25 protein-coding genes are annotated in these 26565 nt (G+C 62.6%); 5 read left to right on the top strand and 20 right to left on the bottom strand.

Annotated elements, in window-relative coordinates:
* Positions 1-200 precede the first annotated feature (200 nt).
* Positions 201-2594 (bottom strand): ligase-associated DNA damage response DEXH box helicase, encoded by a 2394-nt coding sequence (locus KJP28_RS08500; protein ID WP_218392128.1) that lies wholly within the window; start codon positions 2592-2594, stop codon positions 201-203.
* Between the two features lie 238 nt (positions 2595-2832).
* Between KJP28_RS08500 and KJP28_RS08505 the strand changes: the two genes are divergently transcribed.
* Positions 2833-3351, top strand: coding sequence for a DUF4405 domain-containing protein (locus KJP28_RS08505; RefSeq protein WP_218392129.1), 519 nt, complete (start codon positions 2833-2835; stop codon positions 3349-3351).
* Positions 3352-3403: 52 nt separating this feature from the next.
* Here the strand turns inward: KJP28_RS08505 and KJP28_RS08510 are convergent, their stop codons facing one another.
* Together KJP28_RS08510 and KJP28_RS08515 are read right to left on the bottom strand one after the other, a co-directional pair.
* Positions 3404-3628 (bottom strand): hypothetical protein, encoded by a 225-nt coding sequence (locus KJP28_RS08510; protein WP_218392130.1) that lies wholly within the window; start codon positions 3626-3628, stop codon positions 3404-3406.
* Entirely contained in the window at positions 3628-4953 is a 1326-nt protein-coding gene (locus tag KJP28_RS08515) for an ATPase (RefSeq protein ID WP_218392131.1), read from the bottom strand. Before KJP28_RS08515 ends, KJP28_RS08510 begins: the two co-directional genes overlap by 1 nt.
* A gap of 140 nt (positions 4954-5093) precedes the next feature.
* On the opposite strand from KJP28_RS08515, the gene KJP28_RS08520 reads away from it, so the two are divergent.
* Positions 5094-6788 (top strand): DUF2029 domain-containing protein, encoded by a 1695-nt coding sequence (locus tag KJP28_RS08520; protein ID WP_218392132.1) that lies wholly within the window; start codon positions 5094-5096, stop codon positions 6786-6788.
* Positions 6789-6925: 137 nt separating this feature from the next.
* On the opposite strand, the gene KJP28_RS08525 is transcribed toward KJP28_RS08520, so the two are convergent.
* The 13 genes from KJP28_RS08525 to KJP28_RS08585 all read right to left on the bottom strand — a co-directional run bounded on the left by KJP28_RS08525 (position 6926) and on the right by KJP28_RS08585 (position 18137).
* Positions 6926-7447: a prepilin peptidase gene (locus KJP28_RS08525; RefSeq protein ID WP_255552280.1), complete on the bottom strand. Its 522-nt coding sequence runs from the start codon at positions 7445-7447 to the stop codon at positions 6926-6928.
* Positions 7444-8307: a tetratricopeptide repeat protein gene (locus KJP28_RS08530; RefSeq protein ID WP_218392134.1), complete on the bottom strand. Its 864-nt coding sequence runs from the start codon at positions 8305-8307 to the stop codon at positions 7444-7446. Before KJP28_RS08530 ends, KJP28_RS08525 begins: the two co-directional genes overlap by 4 nt.
* 67 nt (positions 8308-8374) lie before the next feature.
* Positions 8375-8968, bottom strand: coding sequence for a tetratricopeptide repeat protein (locus tag KJP28_RS08535; RefSeq protein ID WP_336245320.1), 594 nt, complete (start codon positions 8966-8968; stop codon positions 8375-8377).
* A gap of 42 nt (positions 8969-9010) precedes the next feature.
* On the bottom strand, positions 9011-9988 hold the full coding sequence (locus KJP28_RS08540) for a type II secretion system F family protein (RefSeq protein WP_218392135.1): 978 nt from the start codon (positions 9986-9988) through the stop codon (positions 9011-9013).
* Between the two features lie 10 nt (positions 9989-9998).
* On the bottom strand, positions 9999-10967 hold the full coding sequence (locus KJP28_RS08545; RefSeq protein ID WP_218392136.1) for a type II secretion system F family protein: 969 nt from the start codon (positions 10965-10967) through the stop codon (positions 9999-10001).
* A 5-nt stretch (positions 10968-10972) separates the two neighbouring features.
* A complete protein-coding gene (locus tag KJP28_RS08550; RefSeq protein WP_218392137.1) occupies positions 10973-12472 on the bottom strand; it encodes a CpaF family protein in 1500 nt (499 codons plus the stop codon).
* A gap of 10 nt (positions 12473-12482) precedes the next feature.
* Positions 12483-13736, bottom strand: coding sequence for a CpaE/TadZ family protein (locus KJP28_RS08555; RefSeq protein WP_218392138.1), 1254 nt, complete (start codon positions 13734-13736; stop codon positions 12483-12485).
* Positions 13737-14021: 285 nt separating this feature from the next.
* Positions 14022-14699 carry an OmpA family protein gene (locus KJP28_RS08560; RefSeq protein WP_218392139.1) on the bottom strand — a complete coding sequence of 226 codons (678 nt, stop codon included), beginning with the start codon at positions 14697-14699 and terminating at the stop codon, positions 14022-14024.
* Between the two features lie 2 nt (positions 14700-14701).
* The gene (locus tag KJP28_RS08565) at positions 14702-16153 is read right to left on the bottom strand and encodes a type II and III secretion system protein family protein (protein ID WP_218392140.1); all 1452 of its coding nucleotides are present in this window, start codon (positions 16151-16153) and stop codon (positions 14702-14704) included.
* 276 nt (positions 16154-16429) lie between these two features.
* Positions 16430-17284, bottom strand: coding sequence for a Flp pilus assembly protein CpaB (gene cpaB / locus KJP28_RS08570; RefSeq protein ID WP_218392141.1), 855 nt, complete (start codon positions 17282-17284; stop codon positions 16430-16432).
* A 213-nt stretch (positions 17285-17497) separates the two neighbouring features.
* Positions 17498-17689, bottom strand: a complete 192-nt coding sequence (locus tag KJP28_RS08575) for a Flp family type IVb pilin (protein ID WP_218392142.1) — start codon at positions 17687-17689, stop codon at positions 17498-17500.
* Between the two features lie 32 nt (positions 17690-17721).
* Positions 17722-17913, bottom strand: coding sequence for a Flp family type IVb pilin (locus tag KJP28_RS08580; protein WP_218392143.1), 192 nt, complete (start codon positions 17911-17913; stop codon positions 17722-17724).
* Between the two features lie 32 nt (positions 17914-17945).
* Positions 17946-18137 (bottom strand): Flp family type IVb pilin, encoded by a 192-nt coding sequence (locus tag KJP28_RS08585; RefSeq protein ID WP_218392144.1) that lies wholly within the window; start codon positions 18135-18137, stop codon positions 17946-17948.
* A gap of 344 nt (positions 18138-18481) precedes the next feature.
* Between KJP28_RS08585 and KJP28_RS08590 the strand changes: the two genes are divergently transcribed.
* A complete protein-coding gene (locus tag KJP28_RS08590) occupies positions 18482-19435 on the top strand; it encodes a lytic transglycosylase domain-containing protein (RefSeq protein ID WP_218392145.1) in 954 nt (317 codons plus the stop codon).
* A gap of 3 nt (positions 19436-19438) precedes the next feature.
* Positions 19439-20881: a UbiA family prenyltransferase gene (locus KJP28_RS08595; RefSeq protein ID WP_218392146.1), complete on the top strand. Its 1443-nt coding sequence runs from the start codon at positions 19439-19441 to the stop codon at positions 20879-20881.
* Between the two features lie 93 nt (positions 20882-20974).
* Here the strand turns inward: KJP28_RS08595 and KJP28_RS08600 are convergent, their stop codons facing one another.
* The 4 genes from KJP28_RS08600 to KJP28_RS08615 form a co-directional block, all read right to left on the bottom strand.
* On the bottom strand, positions 20975-21712 hold the full coding sequence (locus KJP28_RS08600; RefSeq protein WP_218392147.1) for an SDR family oxidoreductase: 738 nt from the start codon (positions 21710-21712) through the stop codon (positions 20975-20977).
* Between the two features lies 1 nt (position 21713).
* Positions 21714-23018 carry an FAD-binding oxidoreductase gene (locus KJP28_RS08605; RefSeq protein ID WP_218392148.1) on the bottom strand — a complete coding sequence of 435 codons (1305 nt, stop codon included), beginning with the start codon at positions 23016-23018 and terminating at the stop codon, positions 21714-21716.
* Complete coding sequence (locus tag KJP28_RS08610; RefSeq protein WP_336245321.1) at positions 22999-23916, bottom strand: lysylphosphatidylglycerol synthase transmembrane domain-containing protein; 918 nt, start codon at positions 23914-23916, stop codon at positions 22999-23001. Before KJP28_RS08610 ends, KJP28_RS08605 begins: the two co-directional genes overlap by 20 nt.
* A gap of 204 nt (positions 23917-24120) precedes the next feature.
* Positions 24121-24945 carry a bifunctional allantoicase/(S)-ureidoglycine aminohydrolase gene (locus KJP28_RS08615; RefSeq protein ID WP_218392150.1) on the bottom strand — a complete coding sequence of 275 codons (825 nt, stop codon included), beginning with the start codon at positions 24943-24945 and terminating at the stop codon, positions 24121-24123.
* Positions 24946-25037: 92 nt separating this feature from the next.
* Here KJP28_RS08615 and glpD point away from each other — a divergent pair, with 92 nt between their 5' ends.
* A complete protein-coding gene (gene glpD / locus KJP28_RS08620; protein ID WP_218392151.1) occupies positions 25038-26516 on the top strand; it encodes a glycerol-3-phosphate dehydrogenase in 1479 nt (492 codons plus the stop codon).
* The last annotated feature ends 49 nt before the right edge of the window (positions 26517-26565 follow it).

The raw sequence follows: 26565 nt of genomic DNA on the forward strand, positions 1-26565 counted from the left end.
TCGATGCGAGCAGGGATGAGGAAGCCTCACGCAGTCGTCCTGGGAAGTCGAGCCGATAACGCGGCGGCGCGCACATCCGGACGCCATCCATACGCATTCCATACGTAAGACATACGTGTTCCACATGTTGACTTTGCACGTTCGGCCCACATGCCGCCCCAAGCTCGCGCACCCGGAATGCAGACACCCGCGCAGCCCTATCAGCTCAGACCCGCCTCCGCCATCAGCCGCTCGGCTTCCGCCTGCATCAACGCCTCGCGCCCGGCTCCCTCGACCGGCACACGGCCCGCTTCAAGGAACAACGGGGCCGCAAAAGGCGTCACCCGATCGGCGATCACATGGTCGACGCGGCCTTCGGTGCGCTCCAGCATCTCTTCGATCCGCCCGAAGTCGATCAGCCCCCGCATCGCCTCTTCCCGCGTGATGTCCAGAAGCAGGTGGTCGGGGTCATAGCGCCTCAGCGTGTCATAAAGGATGTCGGAAGAAAATGTCGCCTGCCGCCCGCTGGCTTTCGTGCCGGGGAAATTGCGCGGCGTCAGCCCGGCGATATTCGCGACTGCCTTGAAGCTCCGTTTCATCAGCGCGTTTTCCCCCAACCATCCTTCAAGACCTTCGATCAACCCATTGCGATCAAACAGGAAAGCAGGGTCTTCGACGGGTTTCAGGCCCCAGATCAGCGTCGCGTAATCCGTCGCGACGAACCCGAGCGGACCCAGCCCCGCGTCTTCCATCCGACGGGTCAGGAGCAGCCCCAATGTCTGCATCGCGCCGCGTCCGGCGAAGCCGTAGATCGCTGTCTGCGCGCGTCCGTCATGGGGGAAGCTCTCGACAAGAATGCGTCCCGCCTGGGGCAGGTGGCTCACCGCGCGTTGCAGCGTGATCCATTCGGCGGTGTGACCGGGCAGCGCCGAGAGGTCGTCGCGGTGGATGAGCTTCAGAATGCGCGCGGACAATTGGGTGGAGGTGGCGAATTTCGAGCCCGCGAAAACGGCGATCTTGGGCTTGCGGCCCTTGTCGTGACTCACGTCGACATACATTTCCTTCAGGCTTTCGAACCGCACGATCTTGCCGCCGATGAGGAACGTGTCGCCGGGGGTGAGCGAGGCGGCGAAACCTTCTTCCACCTCACCGAGCGGTCGTCGGTTCTGGCGCATCCGGACCTTGAGCGTATCGGTGTCCTGAATCGTGCCGATATTCATCCGGATCAGCTGCGTCGCGCGCGGGTCGCGCAATTGCCAGAGGCCGTCGGGGCGCTGTTTCAGCCTTTGCCAGCGGTCATAGGCGCGAAGGGCGTAACCCCCGGTCGCGGTGAAGTCGAGACAGGCGTCGAACTCTTCGCGGCTGAGCGTCGCATAGGCCCCGGATGCGCGCACCTCGTCGAAAAGCGCGTCCGCGTCGAAGGGACCGGAACAGGCGGTAATCAGGATGTGCTGGCACAGGACGTCCCTCGGTCCGGGGCCGCGCGGGTCGCCGTCGAGGTCGTGGTCGTGCACAGCTTCGATGGCGGCCTGACACTCGATGACTTCCCAGCGGTTCGCGGGGACCAGAAGCGCCTTGGACGGCGCGTTGTAGCGGTGGTTCGCACGCCCGATCCTCTGCACCAGCCGCTTCACGTTCTTCGGCGCGCCGACCTGAATGACAAGATCGACGTCGCCCCAATCCAGCCCCAGATCCAGCGTGCCAGTACAGACGATGGCCCGCAGCTCACCCGCAACCATCGCAGCCTCGACCTTCTGCCGCTGTTCGCGGGCCAGTGATCCGTGATGGATGCCGATCGGCAGGCCCTCGTCATTGGCGAGCCACAGGTTATGAAAGAAAATCTCTGCCTGCGCGCGTGTGTTGTGGAAAATGAGCGTGGTTTTGTGCCGCCGCACTTCGTCGAGCACGTCATCCATCGCATAGGCCCCACCGCCGCCCGACCAAGGCGGCGCGTTCCGTGTCTTCAACATGCGGATATCCGGCTCTGGGCCAGGATCGGCGGCGAGCACGGGGCAGGGGGCGGAGGTGAAAAAGCGCGCCAGCGCCGGCGGGTCTTCGACGGTGGCCGACAGCCCGACGCGGCGCAGACCCGGGCGCAGCGTCTCCAGCCGCGCGAGGCACAGCATGAGCTGATCGCCGCGCTTGCTTTCCGCCAATGCGTGGAGTTCATCCACCACCACGCGTTCGAGCCCCGCGAACATGCGCGGCGCGTCTTCGTAGGACAGAAGCAGGGCGAGGCTTTCCGGCGTGGTCAGCAGGATATGCGGCGGATCGGCCCGCTGGGCCTTCTTTCGCGTCTGCGACGTGTCACCCGACCGGTCCTCGACCCGGATCGGAAGGCCCATTTCGGTGATCGGGCCGGTCAGGTTTCGCCGCAAATCTGCGGCGAGTGCCTTGAGCGGCGAAATGTATAAAGTGTGCAAGCCATCGCGGGGTTGCTCGATCAATTCGACAAGCGTCGGCAGGAAACCTGCAAGCGTCTTGCCGCCGCCCGTCGGGGCGACGAGCAGGGTCGCGGGGTCGGTTCCGCGGTCCAGCATGTCGAGCTGGTGGGGATGAAGGGACCATCCCTTTCGCGCGAACCAATCCGTCAGAATGTCGGGCAGTTGGGCCATGCGACCAAGGTAATCACCGCGACGAGCGGGCACAAATCCTTTGGACCGCTCAAAATGCGCGACGGAAACCGAAGTCACACTCGTTCTATTCTCAGCCGAGGGCGAACCCATCCCCCATCGGTCGCCGACACCCCGGCCCGGTCATGCGTTCGGTCCGGGTCGCGGGTGGCGGTACATCAAAACGAACGCCCGGGATGGGGCTCTCCGGGAAACCGGGGCAGCGCATCGGGCGCGAAAAATGTTCGAAATGAATGGTGCAACCATGATGAAATCCCTTCGGCCCTGGGCCACGCCTTTGACGGTCGCCACCTCGCTCGTCACGCTGGTGAGCGGCGCATTGCTGTTCTTCCACATTTCGCCGGGGCTGACGCGGATCAGCCATGAATGGATCGGGATGCTGATGATCGGCGCGGTCGGTCTTCACCTCGCGCTGAACTGGCGCGCCTTCACGGCTTATTTCAAGCGGCCCCTCGGTGCGGGTCTGATCGCGGTCGGTGTCGTGGTGACGGTCGTCAGCTTCGCGATTTCTCCGGCGCAATCGGAACGTGGCGGCAGCCCCGTCGCGATGATTATGAGCCGCGTCGGATCGGCGGAAATCGACACGCTGGCGCGGCTGGCGCATCGCGACACGACCGAGGTGATCTCGGCGCTGGACGCGGCAGGGGTCGAAGCCGCCCCCGACGATACGCTCGCCGCCATTGCAGGTGGCGACCGGCGGTCGCAGATGGCGGTTCTCGAAGTGATCCTGTCCGAATGAGCGAAAAGAAACGGTGCGCCGGTTTGCGCGCCGTTCGCCATTCAATGCCGGGTCAACCTCTCGACAGCAGGCGCAACACAGTGCCGACCACGACCAGAGGAATGCCGACAAGCCAGAGCCAGAACGTTTGGCGGATCGTCTCAGCGACGACCCAGAACCAATCGCCGCGACCGCCAAGGCTACCGACTTCGGGATAGGCCCTCAGACCGATGGCGAGCGACCAGATAAGGGCAACGGCTACCAATATCAATCCCGCCCAAAGAACCCATTTGGACATCAGTGAACGATCTTCTCGTCCTTCACGAACATGTTGGCCCAGGCCCGGTCGACCAGATCGCGTGACATCCGGTAGGGGATGCCCTCAAAGTCACAAATCGCGATCATCTGGTCGATCAGGAAGACCGGCTGGTAGTTCGCATAGATGTTGTCGATCGTCGGGTATTTCGTCTTGAGTAGATGGATCAGCGCGGTTTCGTCGAGCTGCATCCCCTTCTTTTTCGCGACCATCGCGAAAATCTTCAGGAAGTTTTCCTGGTCCGGCCCGTCGATCTTGATCTTGAAGAAGATCCGGCGAAGGGCCGCCTTGTCAAAAATCTCGTTCGGGTGGAAGTTGGTCGAGAAGATAACAAGCGTGTCGAACGGCACCTCGAACTTCTCGCCCGACTGCAGCGCGAGGATGTCTTTGGATTCTTCGAGCGGGACGATCCAGCGGTTGATGAGCGCCTGCGGCGGCTCGGACTGACGGCCAAGGTCGTCGACGATGAACACGCCGCCGGCGGATTTGAACTGAAGCGGCGCGGTATAGGTGCGCGCGTTCGGGTTGTAGACGAGGTCGAGCATGTCGAGCGTCAGTTCACCGCCCGTGATCACGGTCGGACGCTGACACTTCACGTAGCGCCGGTCATATGCGTTGGAGGTGCGGCGAAGCGAATTGGGGTCGTCCACCTGTTCCTCGGCTTTTGAGTGCACGATCGGGTCGTAGACAGTAATGACCTGCCCCGAGTACATCACGGCACGGGGGACGTAGATCTTGTCGCCGAGCGCATCGCGGATACCGTTCGAGATCGAGGATTTACCGTTGCCGGGCGGGCCATACATCAGGATCGAGCGACCGGAGCCGACCGCCGGCCCGAGGTGGTCCAGAAGCTCGCCGGGCAGGACCAGATGGCCCATCGCGTTCGTAAGCTCTTCGCGCGTGATCTTGATGTTGCGGATCGACTGCCGCTTCACCTGTTCGGCGTATTTCTCCATCGGGATCGGCATCGCGCCGTAATATTCCGACTGCGAGAGCGCATCGAGCGCGCGGGTCTTGCCGGTGTCCGACAGGCGATAACCCATTTCGTTGCCCGAGGTCGCGTGAAGCGTACCGGTCGCCTCCACAAGCCCCTGATCGCGGGCATTGTCGACCAGTTCCTGCGTGACCCGCGTGGGCAGGCACAGGATCTTTTCGAGTTTCGAGACGTGCTCGAGGTTCATGCGGAACATCGTCTTCAGAAGGATGTCGCGCATCATCACCAGCGTCAGGCCGGTGTCCTCGATCGTCTTGCACGCCGGGGGCGGGGTGACAGTGGAGGTCGCGATATCGGTGGTCTGCATATTCATGATCTGCTCGCTGCGTTTTTTTCTGCGATTCGTTCAGGTTTGCTTCATCTGATCGGCAAAAAGCGCCTATAGTGTGGCCAAGGTGTCAAAAGACGCCGCAAAAAACGTGAAAAACGGGCATTAGAGCGGGACTAGGGACAATGGGTAAGGCGAACGGCGCGCGTTTGGCGTTGGTTCTGGTAGGCGTTCTGGTGGTTCTCGCCGGGACGACACTGCTGAAAGGTGCATATTTTCTGGGGAAACACGAAGGCGACACGCTGCACCTGTTGCAGATGGTGTTTCGCATGGCCGAGGGCGACTGGCCGCATCTGGATTTCGTGACGCCCATCGGCGCGCTGGCCGTCGCGCCCATCGCGTGGCTAGTCTCGCTGGGGATGGGGGTCGGGCATGCGATCCTGTGGAGCCAGGCGCTTGTCGCCGCAGTGATGTTGCCCGCGATCTGGTACGTCTCATGGTCGCGGTTCGACGGTATCTGGAAATACCTGTTCGGCGGCCTGGTCGTCGTCCTGATCGTCGCGCTGGTCCATGGCGAAAGCCAGCCCTCCGTCTCGATCTCGATGCATTACAACCGATGGGCCTGGGCGGCGACGTTCCTTGCGCTGGCCACGGTGATCCTGCCGACACGGGTGCAGGCGCGTCCGGGCGTCGACGGTGTGATCGTCGGCGTGGCGATGGCCGCTCTGCTGCTCATCAAGATCACCTATTTCGCCGCGTTTTTCATACCCGTGCTGGTCGCGATCATCGGGCGCAGGGCGTGGAAAACGCTGTGGGTCGCGGTGATCTCCGGGCTCGTCGTCATGGCGATCTTCACATTGCTCGCGGGAACGCCTGTCGTCTGGCTCGCCTACCTGCGCGACGTGATGATCGTCGCGGCCTCAGACGTGCGCCCTGCGCCGGGGCTTCCGCTTGGCAATGTCGTTGGCGCGCCGGCCTATATGGCGGGGTCGCTTTCGCTGGCGCTTGCGGTGATCTGGCTGCGCCAGTCGGGCCGGAAGCTCGAAGGGCTGGTCATGCTCCTGCTCGTCCCGGCGTTCTTTTACGTGACTTATCAGAATTTCGGCAACGATCCCCAATGGCTCCCGCTCGTCGGCATGATGCTCATCACCCTGCGCCCCGCGCCGGGCACGAAGAACGAATTCGGATGGGACATGCATATGGCGGTGATCATGACCGCTGTCGCGATGCTGTCCTTCGGAGCCGGATCCGTGACCAACCTCGCCTATTCCCCGTTCCGGCACATGGGGGAGGACGAGGAGAAATATTCACCGCTCCTGCCGGGGTCCGGCAAGCACGAGGACATCGTGACCCCGACGATCCGCGCACACCGGCTCGACGCCAAGTTCGCGCTGGGTGGGCCGGATACGCCCTATGCGGCGTTCTGGGATGAAGATTTCCGCAAGGGCGAGATGATCACCTGGCGCGGCGAAGATCTGACGATCTGCACGGTGGAGATCGGCACGGTCGCATGGTTCAAGACGATGGCGGACAACCTTGTCGCCACCGGGCTGACAGAAGGCAAGACTGCCTTCGTCGCCGATATCCTCAACGGCTTCTGGCTCTATGACGCGTTCGAGCCGCTTCAGGGCAATGCGCCGTGGTATTACGGCGGGCTGACGGGTTTTGCGAATGCCGACTACCTTGTCGTGCCGCTTTGCCCACTGTCGATCTCGGTGCGCAAGCAGGTGCTGGACGAGATACAGGGCGTCGAGGCGAGCGAAGATGAAGACGGAAACGAGATCCCGGCGGTGCCGGGGGCGGATGTCGACCTGACCGAGGTGGCGCGGAACGAGTTGTTCATCCTCTACGAGATCGGCGAGGTCCGCTCGCTCCCGTAAATGGGGGCCGTGTATGGGGGAGGGACCGGGCCTGACACACAGATACCGGGATTCTAGAATTCTAGAATCCCGGAATTCTTCAAGCATTTGAAAACGAAGCGTTTCAGGTCGTTCGCGGCAGGCGAAAGATTAACGCGTCAGCTGGCCGGGCCGCCGTAAAGCGCGGCGAAGACCATGTAGGTCGTGAAGGCAAGCCCGAGGCAGAGACCCATTGGAAAGTCGTTGCGCTCCCAGCTTTCCCAGGTCGGCGTCGCGCGCCGGATGGGCGGGATGCGCTTTGCGATACGATGCAAAACGAAGCCGATCAAGATCGACGCAGCGAAGATATAGGCGAAGCTCGGCCAGTCTCCCAGTGCGATGAACGGCGCCATGGCGGCCGCGAATTTCGCGTCACCTGCGCCGAGTAATCCTGCCGCGTTCATGATGAAGCCGATGATCAGCACGACGACGAGATGCGCGTAGCGCCAGAGGTATTCGGACCAGGTGAACGTGCCAATGAGCGTCAGGACAAGCCCCGTGACGACGAAAACCCCGGTCAGGGCCATCACGGCCTTGTTCGGGATTTTCATGCGGCTCATGTCGCTGACAGACACCCAGACCGAGATCGCGATGACGAACGGCAGAAAGACCCATGCCGCAAGGGCAGGCTGCGCCATCATCCGTTGGCCACGTTGCTTTCAAGCGCCCGCATGGCCCTTACGGCCTCTTCGAAGTGCTGCGGATGGGTGTCGATCGCTTCCTGAAGCAGGGTGCGCCCCATCACGAGGTCGCCGCGCTTGATCGCAGACAGCGCCATCGTATGCAGAAGCTGGGCGCGCTCGACCTGTCCCATCTGCACGACGGGGAGCTCGTATTTGCCTTGCGCACCGCGTGCCATGACGAGGTTGTTCTTCGCAGTGAACAGACCGTCGTCATAGGAAAGGGCTTCGCCGAACAGGCGCTCGGCTCCGGCGAAGTCGCCGCGCGTGAGCTTGGAATACCCCCAGTTGTTCAACGTGCTGGCGGGCTGCGTGGTAAGACCCACGGCGGTTTCATAGAAACTGTCCGACCGCTTCCAGTCCTCTTCACTGTCGGCAACCATCGCCTCCAGCTTGTAGCGCTTGAAGGTCTCATGCGTCGGCGGAACCTTGTTCAGTTCGGCTTTCGCAATGGCCCAGTCGCCGGCCCTGATCTGCGCATCGGCCAGATCGACGCGGTCCTCGGCGGTGCCTTCGCCGCTGTTCGCGACAACGGTCCAGGCTTTCGCTGCCTCGGTCGCGTGGCCCGCCCGGATCAGCGACTTCGCCAATCCACGCTGAAGGTCGATCCGATCGGGCTGCTGTTGCACCGCGCGGCGGAAATAGGCGACCGCCTCGTCCGGGTCGCCGACGGTGAGCATGATGTCGTTGAGATTGCTCTCGTCCACCACGTTCACGCCCGCGACCGCGCGTTCGACTTCTTCATCGTTCATTTGCTGGTCGCACCCGGCCAGCATGACGAAACCGCTCAAGACGGCAATAGATACAATGGGATGGCGCATTTGCCTGCGTCCTTTTCCTGCTCTCCTCTCGCGAACCCGCTTCTCTGACTGCACCGTTTTTCGGCGTCTATTGCGACCCGAGCAGGAGGTAATCCCCTCTCCCGCGCCGCATCAGGGCGAATTTCGCGCTCTCTTCTCCTCCACCATAAGACAGGTCTTCCTGTTTTGCGAGAGCAAGGTTCAGGTTCTCGCGAATGGAGTCCGATTTGCCACTGTCTGCTCCGAACGCGATCTTGAACACGCGCACCGCCTCGCCCACTTCGCCGGTTTCGATCAGGACCACGCCGAGATTGTTCCAGGCCGGGGCGAAAGTCGGGTCTTCCTTGACGGCTTGTCGCAACAGCCGTTCCGCCTGACCGAGACGGCCGAGCCTGAGGTTGGCCGAGCCGAGAGCCGAAAGCGTATCGACGCTGATCCCGTTCTCGGCGGCAGCGCGCAGATAAGCCTTGAGCGCGAGTTCGTATTCGCCCGCGTCCATCAGGCGGTGACCGACGATCAGCCCGTCGACGCTGTCGGCCCCGTAGGGCAGGGCGTCCGGCGCATAGGCGCCGTCCGTCGCCCGGTTGCCGAGGCCCGTCGCGCCGTCGCACCCCGCAAGGGCGATCAGGGCGATGAGCGCCGTTGAAATCGGATTGAACCTGGATGTTTTGCCCGGTGCCACGTGGCTCGCCCCTCGTTGGTGCGAGCCACGTTGCGGCCCGCGTTAGAAACTGACGTTCTTGAGCGTCTTGTACACTTCGTAGACCGACGGGCCGATCAGGATGATCAAGAGCGGCGGAACGGTCAGCAGCATTGTGGCAAGGGTCATCTTCGTGGGCAAGGTGTTTGCCTTCTCTTCCGCACGCATCACCCGCTTGTCGCGCATTTCACCAGCATAGACGCGAAGCGCTTCGGCGATCGAAGTGCCGAACGAAGTCGACTGGATCAGCACGGTGACGAAGGAGGCGACGTCAGGCACGCCGCAACGCTCGCCCATGTCGCGCAGCACTGTCAGGCGGTCCTTGCCGGCCTTCACCTCATGGGCGACGATCTCGAATTCGTCTGCGAGGCTGGGGAAGCCGGCGCGGATTTCCTTGGCGACGCGAATGATGGACTGGTCGAGCGACTGACCGGCCTCGACGCAGACGAGCATCATGTCGAGCGCGTCGGGGAAACCGTTGGTGATCTCTTCCTTGCGTTCCTCGACACGGCGCGTGACCCAGTATTTCGGAGCCATGTAACCGACCGCGCCCGGAATGATCACGGTCATGACCATCTTCTGCGTCGTCGTGTCGTCGTCATTCGTGAGAAACGCATAGATCAGGCCCGCGATGAGCATGCCGATCCCCAGAGCGAACTGCGCGAAGTGGAATGTGCGCACCGCGTTCTTGCCCGGATAGCCCGCCTGCAGCAGCTTGAGGCGCATGGCCGACAATTCCTCGTTGTCGGTCGGTTCGAGAAACCCTTTGTATTTCTCGAGCTTGTCGCCCATGCCGACCTGCTTCTTGCGAAGCGCCATGTGATCATGGGCGGCATGGCCCATCTTCTGCTGACGCTTGAGCTTGTCGAGAGGGTCCTCGCGGTTGTTCATCAGAAACGGGATGACACCGACGATCAGCAGGAGCGCGAGGCCACCGACGACGTAAAGCGGCCCGAACGGCCCCAGAAGTTCGGTCAGTTTGGCGGTGAGGTTGTCGAGCATGTCCGTATCCTCAGACCTTGATGTTCGTCAGCATTTTCATGACGAAGTAGTTCGCGATCAGAAAGCCGACGCAGACGAGGGCGGCGGGGATGAACGCGCCGGTCTCTTTCACATCGTCGTAATAGTTCGGCTGGATCACGTTGATCATCACCACTGCGAGGATCGGGAAGCCGGACAGAAAGGTGCCCGACCATTTCGCCTCGGCGGTGATCGCCTTCACGCGGCGGAACAGCTTGAAACGGGAGCGGATCACCTTGGCCAGACCGTCGAGCACCTCGGCGAGGTTGCCGCCCGATTGCTGCTGGATCGTCACGGCCACGGCCAGGAAGCGAAGATCCTGCATGTCCATGCGTTCCGCCATCGCCTTGAGCGCATCGCCCACGTCCCGGCCATAGGCGCTTTCATCCGCGATGATGCCGATTTCGGTGCCGAGCGGGTCGGGCACTTCTTTCGCCACGATCTGGATCGCAGAGGAGAACGGGTGGCCGACGCGCAAGGAGCGCACCATCAGTTCGACGGCGTCCGGGAGCTGTTCCTCGAACAGCGACATACGCTTCTTCGCCTTGTTGTTGACCCAGACGAATACGCCACCGACACCCATCGCGAGCGCGAGGAGGATGCGCACGCCCATGCCGGCGGACGTGCCCATGGACAGACCGAGGTAAGCCACCACCGTAAGTCCGCCCATGACCATGATAAGCTGTTGGGGCGAAAACGCGATGTTGGCTTTCTGCGCCTTTTCCGCGAGCAACGAATAGAGCGGGATGCCCTTTGCGTTCATGTGCTGGTGCATCTCCTTGCGGAGCTGTTCGAGCACCTGTTCGCGGCCCGCGCCCTTGTCGAGCATGTCGAGGCGGCGGTTCACACGGCTGTTGAGCGAAATCGACTTGCCGAAGACGGTCAGATAGATCCCTTCGACGAGCAGCAGCACGGCGACGAAGATGATCCCGTAGATGATGATATCGCTTGAAAACGGCATGGGCTCTACTCCGCAGCCATAGGTTCGAAGATCGAGGGCGGCAGGTCGTAGCCCCACTGGCGGAAGCGTTCCGAGTAGTGCGAGCGCACGCCGGTCGCATTGAAGCGGCCAATGATCTTGCCTTCGGGCGTCAGGCCGAGGCGTTCGTAACGGAACACCTCCTGCATCGAGATGACGTCACCTTCCATCCCGGTGATTTCGGTGATCGAGACCATGCGGCGCGACCCGTCCTGAAGACGGCTGGCCTGCACCATCAGGTTCACAGCGGACGAGATCTGTGAACGGATCGCCTTGATCGGCATTTCGATCCCGGCCATCGCGACCATGTTTTCCAGTCGCGACACGGCGTCACGGGCGGAGTTCGCGTGGATCGTGGTCATGGACCCGTCGTGGCCGGTGTTCATGGCCTGAAGCATGTCGATGACTTCCTCGCCGCGCGTCTCACCCACGATGATGCGGTCGGGACGCATCCGCAGCGCGTTTTTCAGACAGTCGCGCTGGCTGACGGCACCTTTGCCCTCGACGTTCGCCGGGCGGCTTTCCATCCGGCCCACGTGGGTCTGTTGCAGCTGAAGTTCCGCCGTATCCTCGATGGTCAGGATACGTTCCGAGTTGTCGATGAAGGACGAGAGCGCGTTGAGCGTGGTCGTCTTACCGGAGCCGGTCCCGCCGGACACGATGATGTTGAGGCGGCACGCGACGGCGGCCTGAAGGTAGGCGGCCATCTCTTCCGAGAAGGCCCCGAACTGCACGAGGTCGTCGATCGCCAGCTTGTCTTTCTTGAATTTACGGATCGAGACGAGCGAGCCGTCCACCGCGATCGGCGGCACCATGGCGTTGAAGCGTGAGCCGTCCTTGAGGCGGGCGTCGACCGAGGGGTTCGATTCATCGACCCGGCGACCAACGGCCGACACGATCTTGTCGATGATGCGCAGAAGGTGGCGTTCGTCCTTGAACGTCACATCGGTCAGCATGAGCTTGCCCGCACGTTCGACGAAGACCTGTTGCGGGCCGTTGACGAGAATATCGTTCACGTCGTCGTCTTTCAGAAGCGGCTCGAGCGGGCCAAGGCCCGTCACTTCGTCGAACAGTTCCGAGTTGAGTGTCTGGCGCTCTTCGCGGTTCAGGACCACGTTCATGTCGTTCAGCACTTCGCTGGCGATGGACTGGATCTCTGCGCGCAGCTCTTTTTCCGGCGCGGATTCGAGCGCGGCGAGGTTGAGATTGTCGAGGAGTTGCTTGTGCAGCTCGACCTTGATGTCCATCAACCGTTCGCGCCGCTTGCGTTCCCGGTCTTCGGGTGTCGCCTGCGCTGCGGCCTTCTCGCGCTCGATGCGGGCCGCCCGGCGGTCGACCTTGGGTGCCTCCGCTTTGGGGATTGGTGCCACGGCCATGTCCGGCGCTGCTGGCGCGGTTCCCGCACCACCTTCGACAGTCGCGAGTTTTGGCGCTCCGGGCGAGGCCTTCTTGGGGTCGGAGCCCGGTTTCTTGTATTTCGAAAACACTGGTCAACTCCTACTTTGCAGCAGCTTCTTCATCGGCACCGAGCGCATGAAGCTGTTGCGCAAGTTTCTGGATTTCCTTGCGAAGCGGGTTCTTCGTCGCGGCTTCGGCAAGCGGGACTCCGTGGTCCCCGGCCTGCACGACCTGCTTGCCGCCGTCCGGGAGACTGATCTCGATCGCAATGTCGAGACTTTCGGCAAGCCGTTTGACCCGGCTCTTGCCATTGAGGTCCGTGAATTTCGGGGCCCGGTTCAGCACGTAGCGCAGCTTGTTGGCTGGAAGCTCTTCGGATTTGAGCGCCCGGATCATGCGAAGCGTGTTCTGGGCCGAGCGCATGTCCAGCTCGATTGTCGCGAAATAGATATGCGCGGCCGTCAGGATGGATTCGGTCCATTGCACCACGGTCGACGGCATATCGACGATGACATAGTCGAAATTGGCGCGGGCGAAATCAATCACGGTCATGATGTCTTCGCTCGACACGAGGTCGAGGGGAAGCATGTCACCGGGCGCCGTGAAGACGTGCAAACGGTTGTTGAACGTCAGCAGGGACGCCATGAAGCTTTCTTCGTCGACCGAAGCCGTATCCGACAGCACTTCATAGATGATGTCGCGACGGGGAAGGTCGAGGAACGTCGACACGCTGCCGAACTGTAGGTCGAGGTCGAGGATACAGACGCGCGGTGCGTCATTCTTCTCAACCGTCGCCAGCTCCCAGGCCAGGTTGACGGCCATCGTGGTTGCACCCGAACCGCCGGCCAGGCCGTGGATCGCGATCAGAACGCCTTCGTGGTTCTGGCGCGAGGCTTTCGGGCTGCTCGGCACCTCTGCCGCTGGCGGCGGAGCCGGAGGCTCAGGGCTGCGAATACGCTCGATCGCGTCGTGCAGCGCGCCGTCGGGAAGCGGGTAGGGGATGAATTCCTCCGCGCCGACCTTCAGCAATTGGTGAAGCGCGATCGGGCTGACTTCTTCGGCCACGACCAGCGCCTTGATGCCCTTGGCATCCGCGCGCCTGATGACTTCGGCGATCTGGGCCAGGTTGGTTTCGTCATGATCGTCCATGGCGATTGCGACGAATTCGAGCGTATCGCTCTCCGGTTGGTCGAAAAATGCAATGGCATCGTCGATCGAGAGGTCGCCCCAGGCTTCCCCCATCTCCGTTTCCATATCCTCGATCAGAAGATCGAAGGCCTGAACATCGCGCGAGATCGTGCAGGCGGCAATCGGTGCCGCCTCCTGATCCAACGCTGCGTTGCTCCCACTCATATCAAGTTCCCTTCAAATACAAGTCCTTGCACGGCCCCCTTAATGCCGTCCTGCCCAAAGACCGCCGGACGACTCGCGGTCGCACGGCCCATTCGCAGGCTTTCAATCTGTCGGGCAATGTGGGCAGCATTTTGGCGAAAGACGCGAAATTATGCGGTGATTTGCGACGATATCTGTGCCCAAAAGGGGGCTGTTTCTGTGCAGGCAACACAGAAACAATCACGCGGCCACCTGGGCCGCGTGATAAAACGTTCGAATTGCAGGGCCAATTGGGCCGAAAGGGGCTCAGCCGCCTCCGGCTGCGGCGAGAAGCTCGGCGAGACCGCCTTGCACCGTGTTGTCCGATTGCGCCGTGTTCACGTACTCGCGGAACACCACCTCGGCATATTTGCCGTTCAGGATGAGCGGATTGCTCTGAACGAAGCCGGAAACCTCGGTGACGGTGCGGCGGTTCCTGCGTTCGCGATCCTGGGTCTGCACCAGCGGTTGCGTCTCGCCGTAGGAGACGACCGCTTCGAGGCGGCTGGTCGAAATGCCCTGGCTTGCGAAGTAATGCACCACGGCCTGAGCGCGACGCAGACCGAGCGACTTGTTGTAGCCGGCCGATCCGACTTTGTCCGTATGGCCATAGACGCGGAAGCGCACTTCGGGGAACTGACGGATGAAATGCGCCTGGCGTGCCAGGATCTGCCGGGCTTGTTCGTCGATCTGGGCCGAGTTGAAGGCGAAGTTGATCGTGTCCGGCACCGTTTCATTGAACCGCGCTGCAAGGCTCTCGACATAGCTTATCTGGCCGGTCTGAAGCAGGTGGTTATGTTGGGTGGAGGACCCGAAACCACGATCCGCCGGGATCGCACCGGCCTCGCGGCCTTCGAGTTTCGCCAGTGTCGCGGCATCGCATCCTGCGAGAAGCGCGACGACCGAGGTGGCTGCGATCAGCCGGGCGGTGAGCTTGAGGGACATCTTCATTCCTCCATCACGTAACCGTAGGAGCCGCCGAAATCCTGTTTGGCGACTTCACCGGCGGCGCCGGTCGTCGGTCGGTTGGGCGCAGCGGTCCGGCCACGCAGGAACAGGTCGGCTTCCGAAGGAATCCGCACCCGGTCTGTCGGCAGCGCCAGCGCCTCGCCCCGGGTCGGGGTCACGAGATGCGGCGTCACGATGATGACCAGCTCGGACTGCGACCGCTCGTAATCGGCCGAGCGGAACAGCGCGCCGAGAACCGGCACGTCACCGAGCCAAGGCACCTGGCCCGACAGGTCGCGGAAGTCGTCCTGCAAGAGGCCCGCGATCGCGAAGCTCTGTCCGTCGCGCAACTCGACCGTGGTCGAAGTCTCGCGGCGGCGGAAGGCGTTGACGGTGATGTTGCCGTCCCCGAAGGACACGGCGGTGTCGAGACCCGACACGGCGGCGTTCATTTCGAGGTTGATGATGTCCTGATCGACGACCCGCGGCGTGAACGAGAGTTCGACACCGAAAGGTTTGTATTCGACATAGACGCGGCCCTCGCTGGCGACCGAGGGAACCGGGTATTCGCCACCTGCGAGGAAACTCGCTTCCTGGCCGGAGAGGGCGGTCAGGTTCGGCTCCGCAAGCGTGCGCACCATGCCTTTGCTTTCAAGGGCTTCGAGCATCACCGCGAACTGCAACGCACCTGCGTTGAAGCCGAAGGTGAACGCGCCCGTCCTGTCGTTGCCGGTCGAGATCAGGTTGCCCGCAGATGCGGCGTTGATCGCGCCCTGGTTGGACAGGCCGCCGGAGCCGGCCGTCAAACCGAGCCCGGCGAGGGGGCCGGTGCCCGGCACCGTGGCGCCGCCGCCGATCGAGGCGGAAAGCGACTTGGTCACGGACCTCTGCATCTCTGCGAAGCGCACTTTCAGCATGACCTGCTGCGTGCCGCCGACGGACATGAGGTTCGACACCCGGTTGCCGGCATAGCGTCCGGCAAGATCGAGGGCCGCATCCAGCGCGGCCATGGAGGATACCGTGCCCGAAAGCACGATGCCGTCGTTCGCGGTGCGAACTTCGATCGGTTCACCGGGGAGGATCTGGCGAAGCCGTTCCTTGAACTCCGACATGTCCGGCGTGACCTGAACCTCGATGTTCGCGATCAGCGCGCCTTCGGGGGACAGGAGCGTAAGGGTGGTTCGACCCTGTTGCTTGCCCAGAACGTAAATCGTCCGGTCCGACAATGTCGAAATGTCCGCAATGCCCGGGTTGGCAATTGAAATTTCAGCAAATGGCCTGTCGCTCTCCACGACGACCGCGCGGTTCATCGGAACGTGCAAGGTGTCGGCGACACCCGCGCTCAGAACCCGAAGCGTCGGCCCGCTGGACGATTGCGCGAACGCCGGAAGCGCCGCAATGCCGAATGCACAGCCGATAAGGCCCGCCTTGAAAATGGTCTTGAATCCCATGTGACCCTGCCTCTCTGTGATCACGCTGCTCGTTTCGGTCGCCGGTCTTTGCCGGCCTTTCTTTTGACCCGGTCGCCCGGATGTCTTTACCCCGAATTTCGGGGGTCGCCTGTAAGTGCTCATCGCCCGGGTTTTCCCGGATCCCGTCACCTGATTTCGTGCGACCATGCGCCACTTTTATCTTTTTTGCAAGAATCAAGGACTTGGAGCCCCAAAGTCTTGTGGGCAACTCGCAACAGGTGCGAATTGCCCACAGGGTCGGTGATGGTGGTTCGATCAGTTTGTCGGGCAGGGGATCGGGACTTCTACGGTCTCCGCGCCTTTCCGGGTCGTGATTGAGCAGACTTTCTTCTCGACCGGTGCCGCAACCTCGGCGGTCTCGATCCCGAGCAGGGTGTTCTGGTCGATCTCGACAGCGTCGGACACTACATCGTCACCGGCGCCGACGAGCGAAAGCGCCATCCGGCCGGTCGCTTGTGCCTGGGCCAGCGATGCGACCTGTTGCGGCGTCGCCTCGACGGTCACGGTGCGCGCGACGGTCGGCGTCGACCGGTCCTGGTCGGCAATCTGGTCGATCGCGATGATCTTGACGTTCTTCTGGATGAGTTTGGTCACGCTCTTCGACGTCAGCGCGTCCACTTGTCCGCGACCGGTCCAGTAGATGTCCACTTCGTCACCGGGACGCAGGAAGCCCGACACGCCGGATGCCACGTCGACGCGGATCGCGAAGGCGCGCATCCCCTTGTCCAGACGCGCGGCAACGCCGGCATCCGAACCTGCGTCGGTGACTTTCACGGCCAGCAGCGGCTCGTCTTTCTCGATCGCGCGAAGCACGGTGCGGAAGCGTTTTTCGCCTTGGGGAAAGACGTCTTCGATCTTCTTGAAATGTCCTTCGGGGAGCGCTTCCACCGGGAACCTGACCAGCCGGATGTTATCGTCGGTGATCCGGTCGCCATAGGCGAGCGTTTCGCTCACGACATAGATTTCGGCAAGGTCGATCTTGGGGCCCTGGTTCGCCTTCGCGGCGGCGAGGGCGGCCTGGTATTTGCCGATATAGTCCTGCGCCATGTAAACGGCGAAACCTGCAAGAGCCAGTCCGACAACCAGCACGAGTCCGAAAACTGCTCGCATAACATGTTCCTTTTCTCTTGGCCGGTTCTCCCGGCGATAGAGTTCACACTCGATACGCTGCACACAAAATGGGGCGAAATTCTGCACAAAGCGTGATTTTGCAGAGATTTTGCCGACTCCGGAGACAATGTGCGTATGGGTCGCCGGGGCCCTGAATTGGGAAAGGGCCGCACCCGGAGGATGCGGCCCATTTCCGGAGGTCTTATGTCACCCTTAGTGGGTGAGAACCGTCATGGCCGAAAGGCTGGACGAGATCTTGTCGGCCAGCGACGTGGTGCCGCCGGAGACCGAGGTAAGAACCGCGATGCCGAGGCCGACGATGGCGGCGGTGAGGACAACCCAGTCCACGGTCACGGCGCCGTCTTCGTCTTTCTTGAACCGCTTTACAATGTTCATAAAGTTCATCGTATTTTTCCTTGGTTTAGTCGTTTCGACGCTTAGTGCGTCAGGATCGTCATGGCCGAAAGGCTGGACGAGATCTTGTCGGCAAGCGACGTGGTGCCGCCGGAGACCGAGGTAAGAACCGCGATGCCGAGGCCGACGATGGCGGCGGTGAGGACAACCCAGTCCACGGTCACGGCGCCGTCTTCGTCTTTCTTGAACCGCTTCACAAAGTTCATGATGTTCATCGAAATATTCCTTGGTTTGGTCTTGTCGACGCTTAGTGCGTCAGGATCGTCATGGCCGAGAGGCTGGACGAGATCTTGTCGGCCAGCGAGGTGGTCCCGCCGGAAACCGAGGTCAGCACGGCGATGCCGAGGCCAACGATGGCGGCCGTCAGCACGACCCAGTCGACAGTGACCGCACCGTCTTCGTCAGCGCGGAATTTCTTGGCAAGCTTGATCAGGTTCATCTCATTTCCCTCCGAAATAAAAAGCTTATCAGTTTCACATCACACCAGCTTTCCATCCGAACCGCCTGTGAACCGGCCCGCTTTCCTGCTTGGCATTTTGGGAATATCCATTCGGATGTAGGCGGAAATTGGGCGTGGTTGGTACGATTTTTGGTAAGTGAGGATAAGTCGGGATTAACGCGTTAACCATATGAAATCTAAGGATAAAAATTTAACTAACTCGTCCGCGAATTGCGCATTTGTCACGGATCTTGTGATCAATCCCTAAAAAACTGGCCCTTTCGAAACGGATTTGCGATGATGCCTCAAAAGAAAAACGACGAGGCAGCGCAGGTTTTCGCAAAATGCGGGGTAAGCTGGTAACGCTCTTGGGCGCCATCGGGCTAATTGCGGGGGTATTGGCCCTTCCGGCGGCGGCTCAGGAAACGGACGCGACGGGGGAGGCCGAGGCTTTCACCTTCAAACGCATGTCCGCGCCGACGCCCGGCTCGAACCGGCGTATCACCGTGCAGATCGACCCGGAGGAGCAGGCGCGCCGGCTCGCGGCGGCGAATGCCGCGGCATTGGAACTCGCACGCGCGCGCGAAGCGAGTGTCGCGGAGGCCGAGGAACGCGCCGAGGCTCATGCCAAAGCGGCCGCCGAGCAATCGGCCCAGGCGGGCGAGGTGACCGAGGTCTCGGCGAAATCGCCCGACGGTCAAAAACCCGAGCCGCTCCCCTTTACGTGGTTCTGGAACGAGGTCGCGCCCGAGCTGGACAAAGGCGGCCCGGAAAACCTCGCCCGTGCTCTGTCCCTGATGGACACGCAGACCGAGATCGCCCCGCCGCGCCTTCAATCGCTTCAAGACATCGCGCAGGCGCATGGGCCCGAGATCCTCATGGCGACCATCGGGACCGATATCTCGCCCGCCTTCGTTCTCGCGCTGATATCCGTCGAGAGCTCCGGCAAGCCCAAAGCGGTCAGCGAGAAGGGCGCACAGGGCCTGATGCAGCTGATCCCGGCGACCGCGGCCCGGTTCGGGGTGGAGGATGCCACCGATCCGATCCAGAACATAAAAGGCGGTGTCGCCTACCTCGCCTGGCTCATGAAGGAATTCGACCGCGACCCGATCCTTGCGCTGGCCGGATACAATGCCGGCGAAAACGCGGTGGCCGACCACGGCGGCGTGCCACCTTATGCCGAGACACGGGCCTATGTGCCCAAGGTGCTGAACGCATGGCGCGTCGCGCGCGGGCTGTGCCTGACCCCTCCGCAACTCATGACGGACGGCTGCGTGTTCGCCGTCAACGGAACCTGATACATGGCTGACAAGAAACCGCTGGTGCTCGACGTCGATGGCACCTTCCTGCGCACCGATCTTCTGTTCGAAACGTTTTGGGCGGGGTTGGGGCAGGCGCCAGTCGAGACGATCAAGGCGGCGTTTCGTTTCCTGTCAGACCCCGCGCGACTGAAAGCCCGCCTCGTCGACCTGACCGAGGTGCGCACCGACCTCATGCCGGTGAACGAAGACGTGCTGTCAGCGGCGCGCGAGGCCCAAGCCGCAGGGCGCGAGGTCGTTCTGGCCTCGGCATCGAACGAGGCACTCGTGAAAAGCCTCGCCCGCGACCATGGGCTGTCCGAGCGCGTGTTCGCCTCCACCGAAGATCGCAACCTCAAAGGCAAAACCAAGGCCACCGCGCTGGTCGAGGCATATGGCGAGGGCGGTTTCGACTACGCCGGAAACGACGATATTGACCGAGAGGTCTGGGCCCATGCCGACCGCGCGCTCGTCGTCGGTGATGAGGGCTCTGCCAAGGCGATGGAAGCCCAGGGCAAGCCCGTGATACGGATCGAGGGCGGCTACGCGCTTCGCAAGGTCGCTAAGGCGCTCCGCCCGCATCAATGGGTCAAGAACATCCTGCTCTTTGTCCCCGTCATGGCCGCGCACGAGTTCTCGTTGGCCACGCTCGGCCTCGTCGCGCTCGGCATGATCGCCTTTTCTCTCGCGGCATCGTCGATCTACGTGGTGAACGACCTGCTCGATCTCGAAGCCGACCGCCTCCACGTCAAGAAAAAGCATCGCCCCTTCGCCTCCGGCGCGGTCCCGATTTCGGTCGGAATGGCGGCCGGGTTTGGCGCGGGGCTGATCGCTCTGGTGCTCGCGGCATGGCTGAACCCGGCCTTCCTCGGGATCATCGTGGTTTACATGGGGTTGTCGCTCGCCTATTCGCTCAAGCTCAAGCGGATGCGCTGGATCGACATCGCCGTTCTTGCCGGCCTCTACACGATCCGCGTCATCGCAGGTGCATTCGCGGCGGGGGTCTATGTGTCGGGCTATCTCTTGGTGTTCATCTTCCCGGCCTTTCTCATGCTCGGCGCGGTCAAACGACTGACCGAAGTGACGCTGGCCGAAGGCGACGAACGCCTGCCCGGGCGCGGCTACGGAAAGCCAGACCGGAGCGACCTTCTCAACGTCGGCATCATCGGCATCGCCATCGCGCTCCTGGCCTGGTTCGGCTACAGCTTCACCGGACAGGCCGAAGATCTCTATCCGACGAGGTGGCTTATCTGGCTCTGCCTCATCCCCATCACCTGGTGGCTCGTGCGCATGCTACGGCTTGGATATTTCGGCAAGCAGGACCACGACCCGATCGTTTTCGCCCTCAAGGACAAGCGCGGGATCGGCCTGATCCTGATCGTCATCGCCATGATGTTCCAGGCGGCCGGTCTGTGGGAAAAGTGGTTCTCTCAGGTCGTCGGCTGACACGATCCCTTTCATCGTTTCAAAAATACTTCGGGAGCGCGAGGGCAGAGCCCTCGCATATCGCGTGGCGGGCTTGCCCGCCGCGCAATCCGGTCAGATCGACAGTTTCTTGAACACGCGTTCCGGCACCGAGCGGATGATGAGCATGATGTAGCGCCAGAAGAACGGCGTGTAGATCACGTCACGCTTCTTCTCGACGGCCTTCAGGATGTCCTCGGCCACGTCCATCGGATCGGCGACAAGGAACATGCCCTCGATCCCCCAGGTCATCGCGGTATCCACGAAACCCGGCTTGACCGTCACGACATGCCCCCCCGATCGGGTGAGCCGGTTGCGAAGGCCTGAAAGATACGTCGCGAACCCCGCCTTGGCCGCGCCGTAGACATAGTTGCCGAGCCGCCCCCTGTCGCCAGCCACCGATCCGACCCCCACGACGGTTCCGCCCGCGCGGGCTTCCATTTCGGGGGCGAGGAGTTGCAGGAACCGGGCCGGGCCGGTGAAGCTGTCGGTCACGGTCCCGTCGATCAGCGCCGGGTCTGCGTCTATGGCGGATTGCTCCGGCATGGAGCCGACGAACACTGCGGCGTTGATCGTGCCTTCGGTGCCGGTCGCCTTGTCGATGATCGGCTGAAAGCTCGCAGCGTCGCGCGCGTCGAATTTCACCGCTTCCGCATGGGCAGCGCCCCGCGCCGACAGGTCCGATGCGGCACCTTTCAGGTCGGCCATGTCACGGCCCGCAAGGAACACGGTCGCCCCGCGTTCGGCCAGTTTCCGGCCAAAGGCCCGCGCCATCGACGACGTCGCGCCGAGAATGATCCAGGTTTCCTGCATGTCAGCCTCTCAATTCCAGTCGCCGCACCATGTCGGTCACCATCGTCTCATCGGGGTCGGCCTTGGCGACCTCTGCGGCCCAGTCGGACCATTCGGGATACATCGCCTTGATCGCCGCGCCAGTGGCGAGCGAGTCCTTGGCGAGGTAAAGGCGGCCGTCAGCTTCTCGGGTCATGGTCTCCAACGTGCCGATCAGGGTCCGGGCCTTCGCTTTGTTCGGGAAATCGACGGCGAGCGTGTAGCCCTCCATCGGGAACGACATCATGCCGGCCCGGTCCTCGCCCATGCGCTTGAGCACCGCGAGCGGCGAGGCGAGGCCAGAGCGCGCAACGCGGTTCATCATGTCCTCGAGCACGTCCACCGAACCGGTCGGCACCACGCATTGGAATTGATGGAAACCACCTTTGCCGTAGAGCCGGTTGATGTTGTGGACCTTGTCCAGCGGAAAGAAGAACGCTTCGAGCCGTTTTACGCTCACTTTGCCGTCGGCCGGGACCCGGCGGAAATAAGCCTCGTTGAAAATCCTTGCGAACAGCCCATTCGAAAAGAGGCCCAGATTGAGCGGCACCGATTTCGCCTTGGCCGGGGCGGGGGCGTCCGCATCGGCAAGCTCGGCTTCTTCGAGAATCCCGCGCCCCATCGCGCGGCCCTTGGCCTGCGCATCGATCCAACTGACGGCAAAGGTCGCGGTCGAGGTCGAGAGCGCGTCGATCTGTTCGTCCCAGTCGGCGAGCCGCGTCTCGGTCACCTGCATCGTCGTGCCGGGAGTTCGCTTCATTTGCAACTTGGCCGACAGGATCACGCCGGTCTGCCCGATCCCGCCCAGCGTCGCACGGAACAATGCCTTGTTCCGGCTCGGCGAACAGGTCACGCGTTTGCCGTTCGAGACGAGCGCGATCGAAATCACGTGGTTGCCGAAGCTGCCGTCGACATGGTGGTTTTTGCCGTGAACGTCCTGCCCGATCGCGCCGCCCACGGTGGCGAACCCCGTGCCGGGCACAACGGCAGGCACCCAGCCGCGCGGGGCGAACAACTCCATGAGCGTTGCGAGCGTGACGCCCGCTTCCGCCTCGACTACGCCGGTGTCCGCGTCAAACCCGATGATCTTGTCCATCCGCGTCATGTCTATGGCGCGTCCACCGTCATTCAGCGCGGCATCGCCGTAAGAGCGGCGATTGCCGAAGGCGGGGGCGGGGGCGTCGGCGAGCAGCGCTTCAAGCGTCGAGGCGCGTTCTGGTCGCGCGATCTCGCCTGTTGCGGTCAGAGCGCCGCCCCATCCCGCATATTCAGTTGTTTTCCAGAGCATGTTCCTGCCTTTTCGAAATCTTTTCCGCCACGGGGAACAGGATCAGCCCGATCCCGATGGCGAACCACAGCGTGGTCACGCGAATGATCGCAGTTGCGGGGACGGAGGTTTCCAAGCCCACGCCTTCGAGCGCGAGAAGCGCGATCATCGCCGCTTCGGCCCCGCCCACGCCACCCGGTGCGCCGGTCAACCCGCCCGCAAGCGTCGCGAAGACGAAAATCGCAACCGCTTTGGCGAGACCGATATCGGCGCCCATCCAGACAAGGAGCAGGTGAAAGGCATAGCCCTCAGCCGCCCATCCGACGAGGCCGACGAAAACCGCGCCGCCCATCAATCCGGGCGCCGAGAATATCTTGAGCGACCGTGCGGCGCGCCGGACTCTCGCGAAGAGGCGCGGCAGGCGTCCGGTTGCGCGATGTCCGAGCTTTGCGATGCGTTCGAGGATCACGGGGCGCGTCGCGACGAAAGCGCCGATGAGCGCGAGGATCGTGACCGGCACGCCGCCCGCGATCCCGGTGGTCGAGAAGGCCAGCGCGACGCCGAGGATCAGCCCCATAGCGGCAAGGTCCATCGCGCGGTCAACGAGCACCAGCGGCGCGGTGCGTTCGAAGCTCCAGCCGGTCTCCCGCCGGAGCCAGCGCATCCGGACGAGTTCTCCAACGCGTCCCGGCGTCACCGTCATGGCAAAACCACCAAGGTAGTGCCGGAAACTCGCGCCAAGCGTAACGGGCAGCCCGAGCTTGCGCGCAAACAGGTGCCAACGCAGCCCGCGAAAGCCGTAGTTGAACAAAGACAGGGCGAGCAGCAGACCGAACTGGCCAAGGCTCAGCTTTGCAAGTTGCGCCTTGGTCTCATCCCAACCGGTCGCCGCCGCCGCGCCGATCAATCCGATCGCCACCAGCCCGAACAATCCCACAAGAAGTAGGGTGTCTCGAAGGCGGGAAGATTGGCGTGGTTCGGCCCGGTTTGGTGTGTCTGTGCTCATCGTCGTCATTTGCGAGGGGTCTAGAGACACAATAGGGCAAATTTATGGATTTGTTTCGGAAATGCGAACAGTCGCGGCCATTGTTTCGCCGCCGTTTTTCCGAAGATCGGAACCGGTTCAGAGGTTCAGCGGCATATGCCGGTTCACGTCCTTGTAGAGCAGGTAGCGGAACGGCTCGTCCCCGCCCGCATAACAGGCCTGCGGGCAAAAGGCGCGAAGCCACATGTAATCGCCCGCCTCGACCTCGACCCAATCCTTGTTGAGCCGGTAGACGCCCTTGCCCTGCAACACGTAGAGCCCGTGCTCCATCACATGGGTTTCGAGGAACGGGATCGACGCGCCCGGTTCGAGCGCGACGATGGTGACGTGCATGTCATGTGCCGTGTCGAGCGGATCGACGAAACGCGTCGTGCGCCATGCGTCGTTCGTGTTCGGCATCGGGTGGGGCGGGTGGTCGCGCTCGTTGGTGACGAACGAGGCGGGGCAGTCGATACCTTCGACCTTGTCGTACCGCTTGCGGATCCAGTGGAAGAAGGCCGGCGTGTCGCCCTGGTTCTCGATCGTCCAGTCCGCGCCGGGGGCGAGAAACGCGTATCCCCCCGGTCCCATCCGATGGATGTCGCCATCGAGGTTCAGCCACAGTTCGCCCTTGGTGACGAACAGAACGCTCTCGGCGTCGGGGTTGGTCTCCGGCTGGCCGGACCCGCCGCCCGGTGCGACTTCCATCACGTAATGCGAGAAGCTCTCCGAGAAACCCGTCATCGGGCGCGACAGAACCCAGGTCTTCGTGTTTCCCCAGAACGGCAGCGCGATCAGTACGATGTCGGTCATCGTGCCACGCGGAATGACGGCATAGGCCTCGGTGAATACGGCCCGACCGGACAAAAGCTGAGATTGCGGGGGCAGTCCCCCCGGCGGAGTGGCGTAAGTGTACGTCGTCATGTGCTGTCTCTGGTGACCCACCGTCTTTAGAGGCAGGTATGATCATATTCAAGTGTGCTTGCAGGTGCGCCGTTCGGGGTTAGGGTCGTCTTATGGGTGAGACGGTGGATCTTTTCGTCTTAGGTGGCGGCGTCAACGGCTGCGGGATCGCGCGTGATGCTGCCGGGCGTGGGCTCCGCGTGACGCTCGCGGAGATGGGCGATCTGGCGCAGGCGACGTCATCGGCATCGTCCAAGCTGATCCACGGTGGATTGCGTTATCTCGAGTTCTACGAGTTTCGGCTGGTGCGCGAGGCTCTTTCCGAACGCGCCGTCCTGCTCGCCGCAATGCCCCACATCGCCTGGCCGCTGCGGTTCGTGCTCCCCTACCATGCCGGGCTTCGCCCGAAATGGATGCTGCGCTCCGGCCTGTTTCTGTATGACAGGTTGGGGGGTGGCGGGTTGCCGGGAACGAAACAGGTGGACTTGGCCCGTCACCCGGCGGGCGCGCTCCTGTCGCGCCGCTTCAAGACAGGGTTCGAATATTCGGATGCTTGGGTCGACGATGCCCGCCTTGTGGCGCTCAACGCCCGCGACGCGGCGATGCGTGGCGCGACCATCCTGACGCGCGCGCGGGTCGTCTCGACCACCCGACACCCATCGCATTGGGACATTTCGGTCGAGCGTAATGGCCGCGTCGAGACTCACCGTGCGCGACGGTTGGTCAACGCAGCCGGGCCCTGGGCGGGCGATGTCAGCACCATGACAGGCTTGCGCCATTCCCTTCGGCTGGTGCGCGGCTCGCATATCGTGCTTCCCCGTCTGCCCGGCCTCGATCAGCCCTACATCCTGCAAGGCGACGATGGCCGCGTCGTGTTCCTCATGCCGTATGAGGACGATTTCACGCTGATCGGTACGACCGACGTCGAGCAGCCCGACCTGTCGGACGACCCCTCATGCAGTGGCGAGGAAGCGCGATATCTCATCAGCTTCGTCAATGAGTATCTGCGCGTTCCGGTGTCTGTCGCCGACATCGTCTGGAGCTACGCCGGCGTGCGGCCCCTCATCGAAGGCGAGGGCGACGCACAATCGGCGTCGCGCGACTATCAGCTTGCCTATGACGACAGCGGCGGGGCGCCGGTCCTTACAGTCCTGGGCGGCAAGCTCACCACGTACCGAAGGCTCGCCGAAAGCGCATTGTCGCGGCTTGGCTTTGACGGGCGCTGGACCGCCGGCGCCCCCTTGCCGGGCGGGACCTTCGACCGGCAAGCCGGCCCTGCCATGATCGCTGCATGGATGGAGCGTCACCCGTTCCTCACGCAGACATGGGCGCGACGCCTGCTCAGAAGTTACGGAACCGAAGCGGAGACCATTCTCGACGGCGCGACGCACCTGAGCGATCTGGGGCAGGACTTCGGCGCAGACCTGACCGAGGCCGAGGTGCGATTTCTCATGCGAAACGAATTTGCGAGAACGGCCGAGGACGTGCTCTGGCGCCGCAGCAAGCTTGGCCTGCGGTTCGACCCGGACGGCGTCGACGCATTGAACGGCTTCATGACCAAGACCGCGCAGGAGCGCACGGCCGCCGAATGACTCGCTTCCACGGGCGTTTCGCGTAAAATGAGAGGCGACGGAGGGGAAC

Origin of the sequence: Maritimibacter dapengensis, assembly GCF_019218265.1 — a bacterium.
GTDB lineage: Bacteria > Pseudomonadota > Alphaproteobacteria > Rhodobacterales > Rhodobacteraceae > Maritimibacter > Maritimibacter dapengensis.

What these genes read in the sequence shown, in the direction of transcription:
- KJP28_RS08500 (WP_218392128.1), bottom strand. Translation starts at nt 2,594, where the DNA reads ATGGCCCAACTGCCCGACATTCTGACGGATTGGTTCGCGCGAAAGGGA.
- KJP28_RS08505 (WP_218392129.1), top strand. Translation starts at nt 2,833, where the DNA reads ATGTTCGAAATGAATGGTGCAACCATGATGAAATCCCTTCGGCCCTGG.
- KJP28_RS08510 (WP_218392130.1), bottom strand. Translation starts at nt 3,628, where the DNA reads ATGTCCAAATGGGTTCTTTGGGCGGGATTGATATTGGTAGCCGTTGCC.
- KJP28_RS08515 (WP_218392131.1), bottom strand. Translation starts at nt 4,953, where the DNA reads ATGAATATGCAGACCACCGATATCGCGACCTCCACTGTCACCCCGCCC.
- KJP28_RS08520 (WP_218392132.1), top strand. Translation starts at nt 5,094, where the DNA reads ATGGGTAAGGCGAACGGCGCGCGTTTGGCGTTGGTTCTGGTAGGCGTT.
- KJP28_RS08525 (WP_255552280.1), bottom strand. Translation starts at nt 7,447, where the DNA reads ATGATGGCGCAGCCTGCCCTTGCGGCATGGGTCTTTCTGCCGTTCGTC.
- KJP28_RS08530 (WP_218392134.1), bottom strand. Translation starts at nt 8,307, where the DNA reads ATGCGCCATCCCATTGTATCTATTGCCGTCTTGAGCGGTTTCGTCATG.
- KJP28_RS08540 (WP_218392135.1), bottom strand. Translation starts at nt 9,988, where the DNA reads ATGCTCGACAACCTCACCGCCAAACTGACCGAACTTCTGGGGCCGTTC.
- KJP28_RS08545 (WP_218392136.1), bottom strand. Translation starts at nt 10,967, where the DNA reads ATGCCGTTTTCAAGCGATATCATCATCTACGGGATCATCTTCGTCGCC.
- KJP28_RS08555 (WP_218392138.1), bottom strand. Translation starts at nt 13,736, where the DNA reads ATGAGTGGGAGCAACGCAGCGTTGGATCAGGAGGCGGCACCGATTGCC.
- KJP28_RS08560 (WP_218392139.1), bottom strand. Translation starts at nt 14,699, where the DNA reads ATGTCCCTCAAGCTCACCGCCCGGCTGATCGCAGCCACCTCGGTCGTC.
- KJP28_RS08565 (WP_218392140.1), bottom strand. Translation starts at nt 16,153, where the DNA reads ATGGGATTCAAGACCATTTTCAAGGCGGGCCTTATCGGCTGTGCATTC.
- cpaB (WP_218392141.1), bottom strand. Translation starts at nt 17,284, where the DNA reads ATGCGAGCAGTTTTCGGACTCGTGCTGGTTGTCGGACTGGCTCTTGCA.
- KJP28_RS08575 (WP_218392142.1), bottom strand. Translation starts at nt 17,689, where the DNA reads ATGAACTTTATGAACATTGTAAAGCGGTTCAAGAAAGACGAAGACGGC.
- KJP28_RS08580 (WP_218392143.1), bottom strand. Translation starts at nt 17,913, where the DNA reads ATGAACATCATGAACTTTGTGAAGCGGTTCAAGAAAGACGAAGACGGC.
- KJP28_RS08585 (WP_218392144.1), bottom strand. Translation starts at nt 18,137, where the DNA reads ATGAACCTGATCAAGCTTGCCAAGAAATTCCGCGCTGACGAAGACGGT.
- KJP28_RS08590 (WP_218392145.1), top strand. Translation starts at nt 18,482, where the DNA reads ATGCGGGGTAAGCTGGTAACGCTCTTGGGCGCCATCGGGCTAATTGCG.
- KJP28_RS08595 (WP_218392146.1), top strand. Translation starts at nt 19,439, where the DNA reads ATGGCTGACAAGAAACCGCTGGTGCTCGACGTCGATGGCACCTTCCTG.
- KJP28_RS08600 (WP_218392147.1), bottom strand. Translation starts at nt 21,712, where the DNA reads ATGCAGGAAACCTGGATCATTCTCGGCGCGACGTCGTCGATGGCGCGG.
- KJP28_RS08605 (WP_218392148.1), bottom strand. Translation starts at nt 23,018, where the DNA reads ATGCTCTGGAAAACAACTGAATATGCGGGATGGGGCGGCGCTCTGACC.
- KJP28_RS08615 (WP_218392150.1), bottom strand. Translation starts at nt 24,945, where the DNA reads ATGACGACGTACACTTACGCCACTCCGCCGGGGGGACTGCCCCCGCAA.
- glpD (WP_218392151.1), top strand. Translation starts at nt 25,038, where the DNA reads ATGGGTGAGACGGTGGATCTTTTCGTCTTAGGTGGCGGCGTCAACGGC.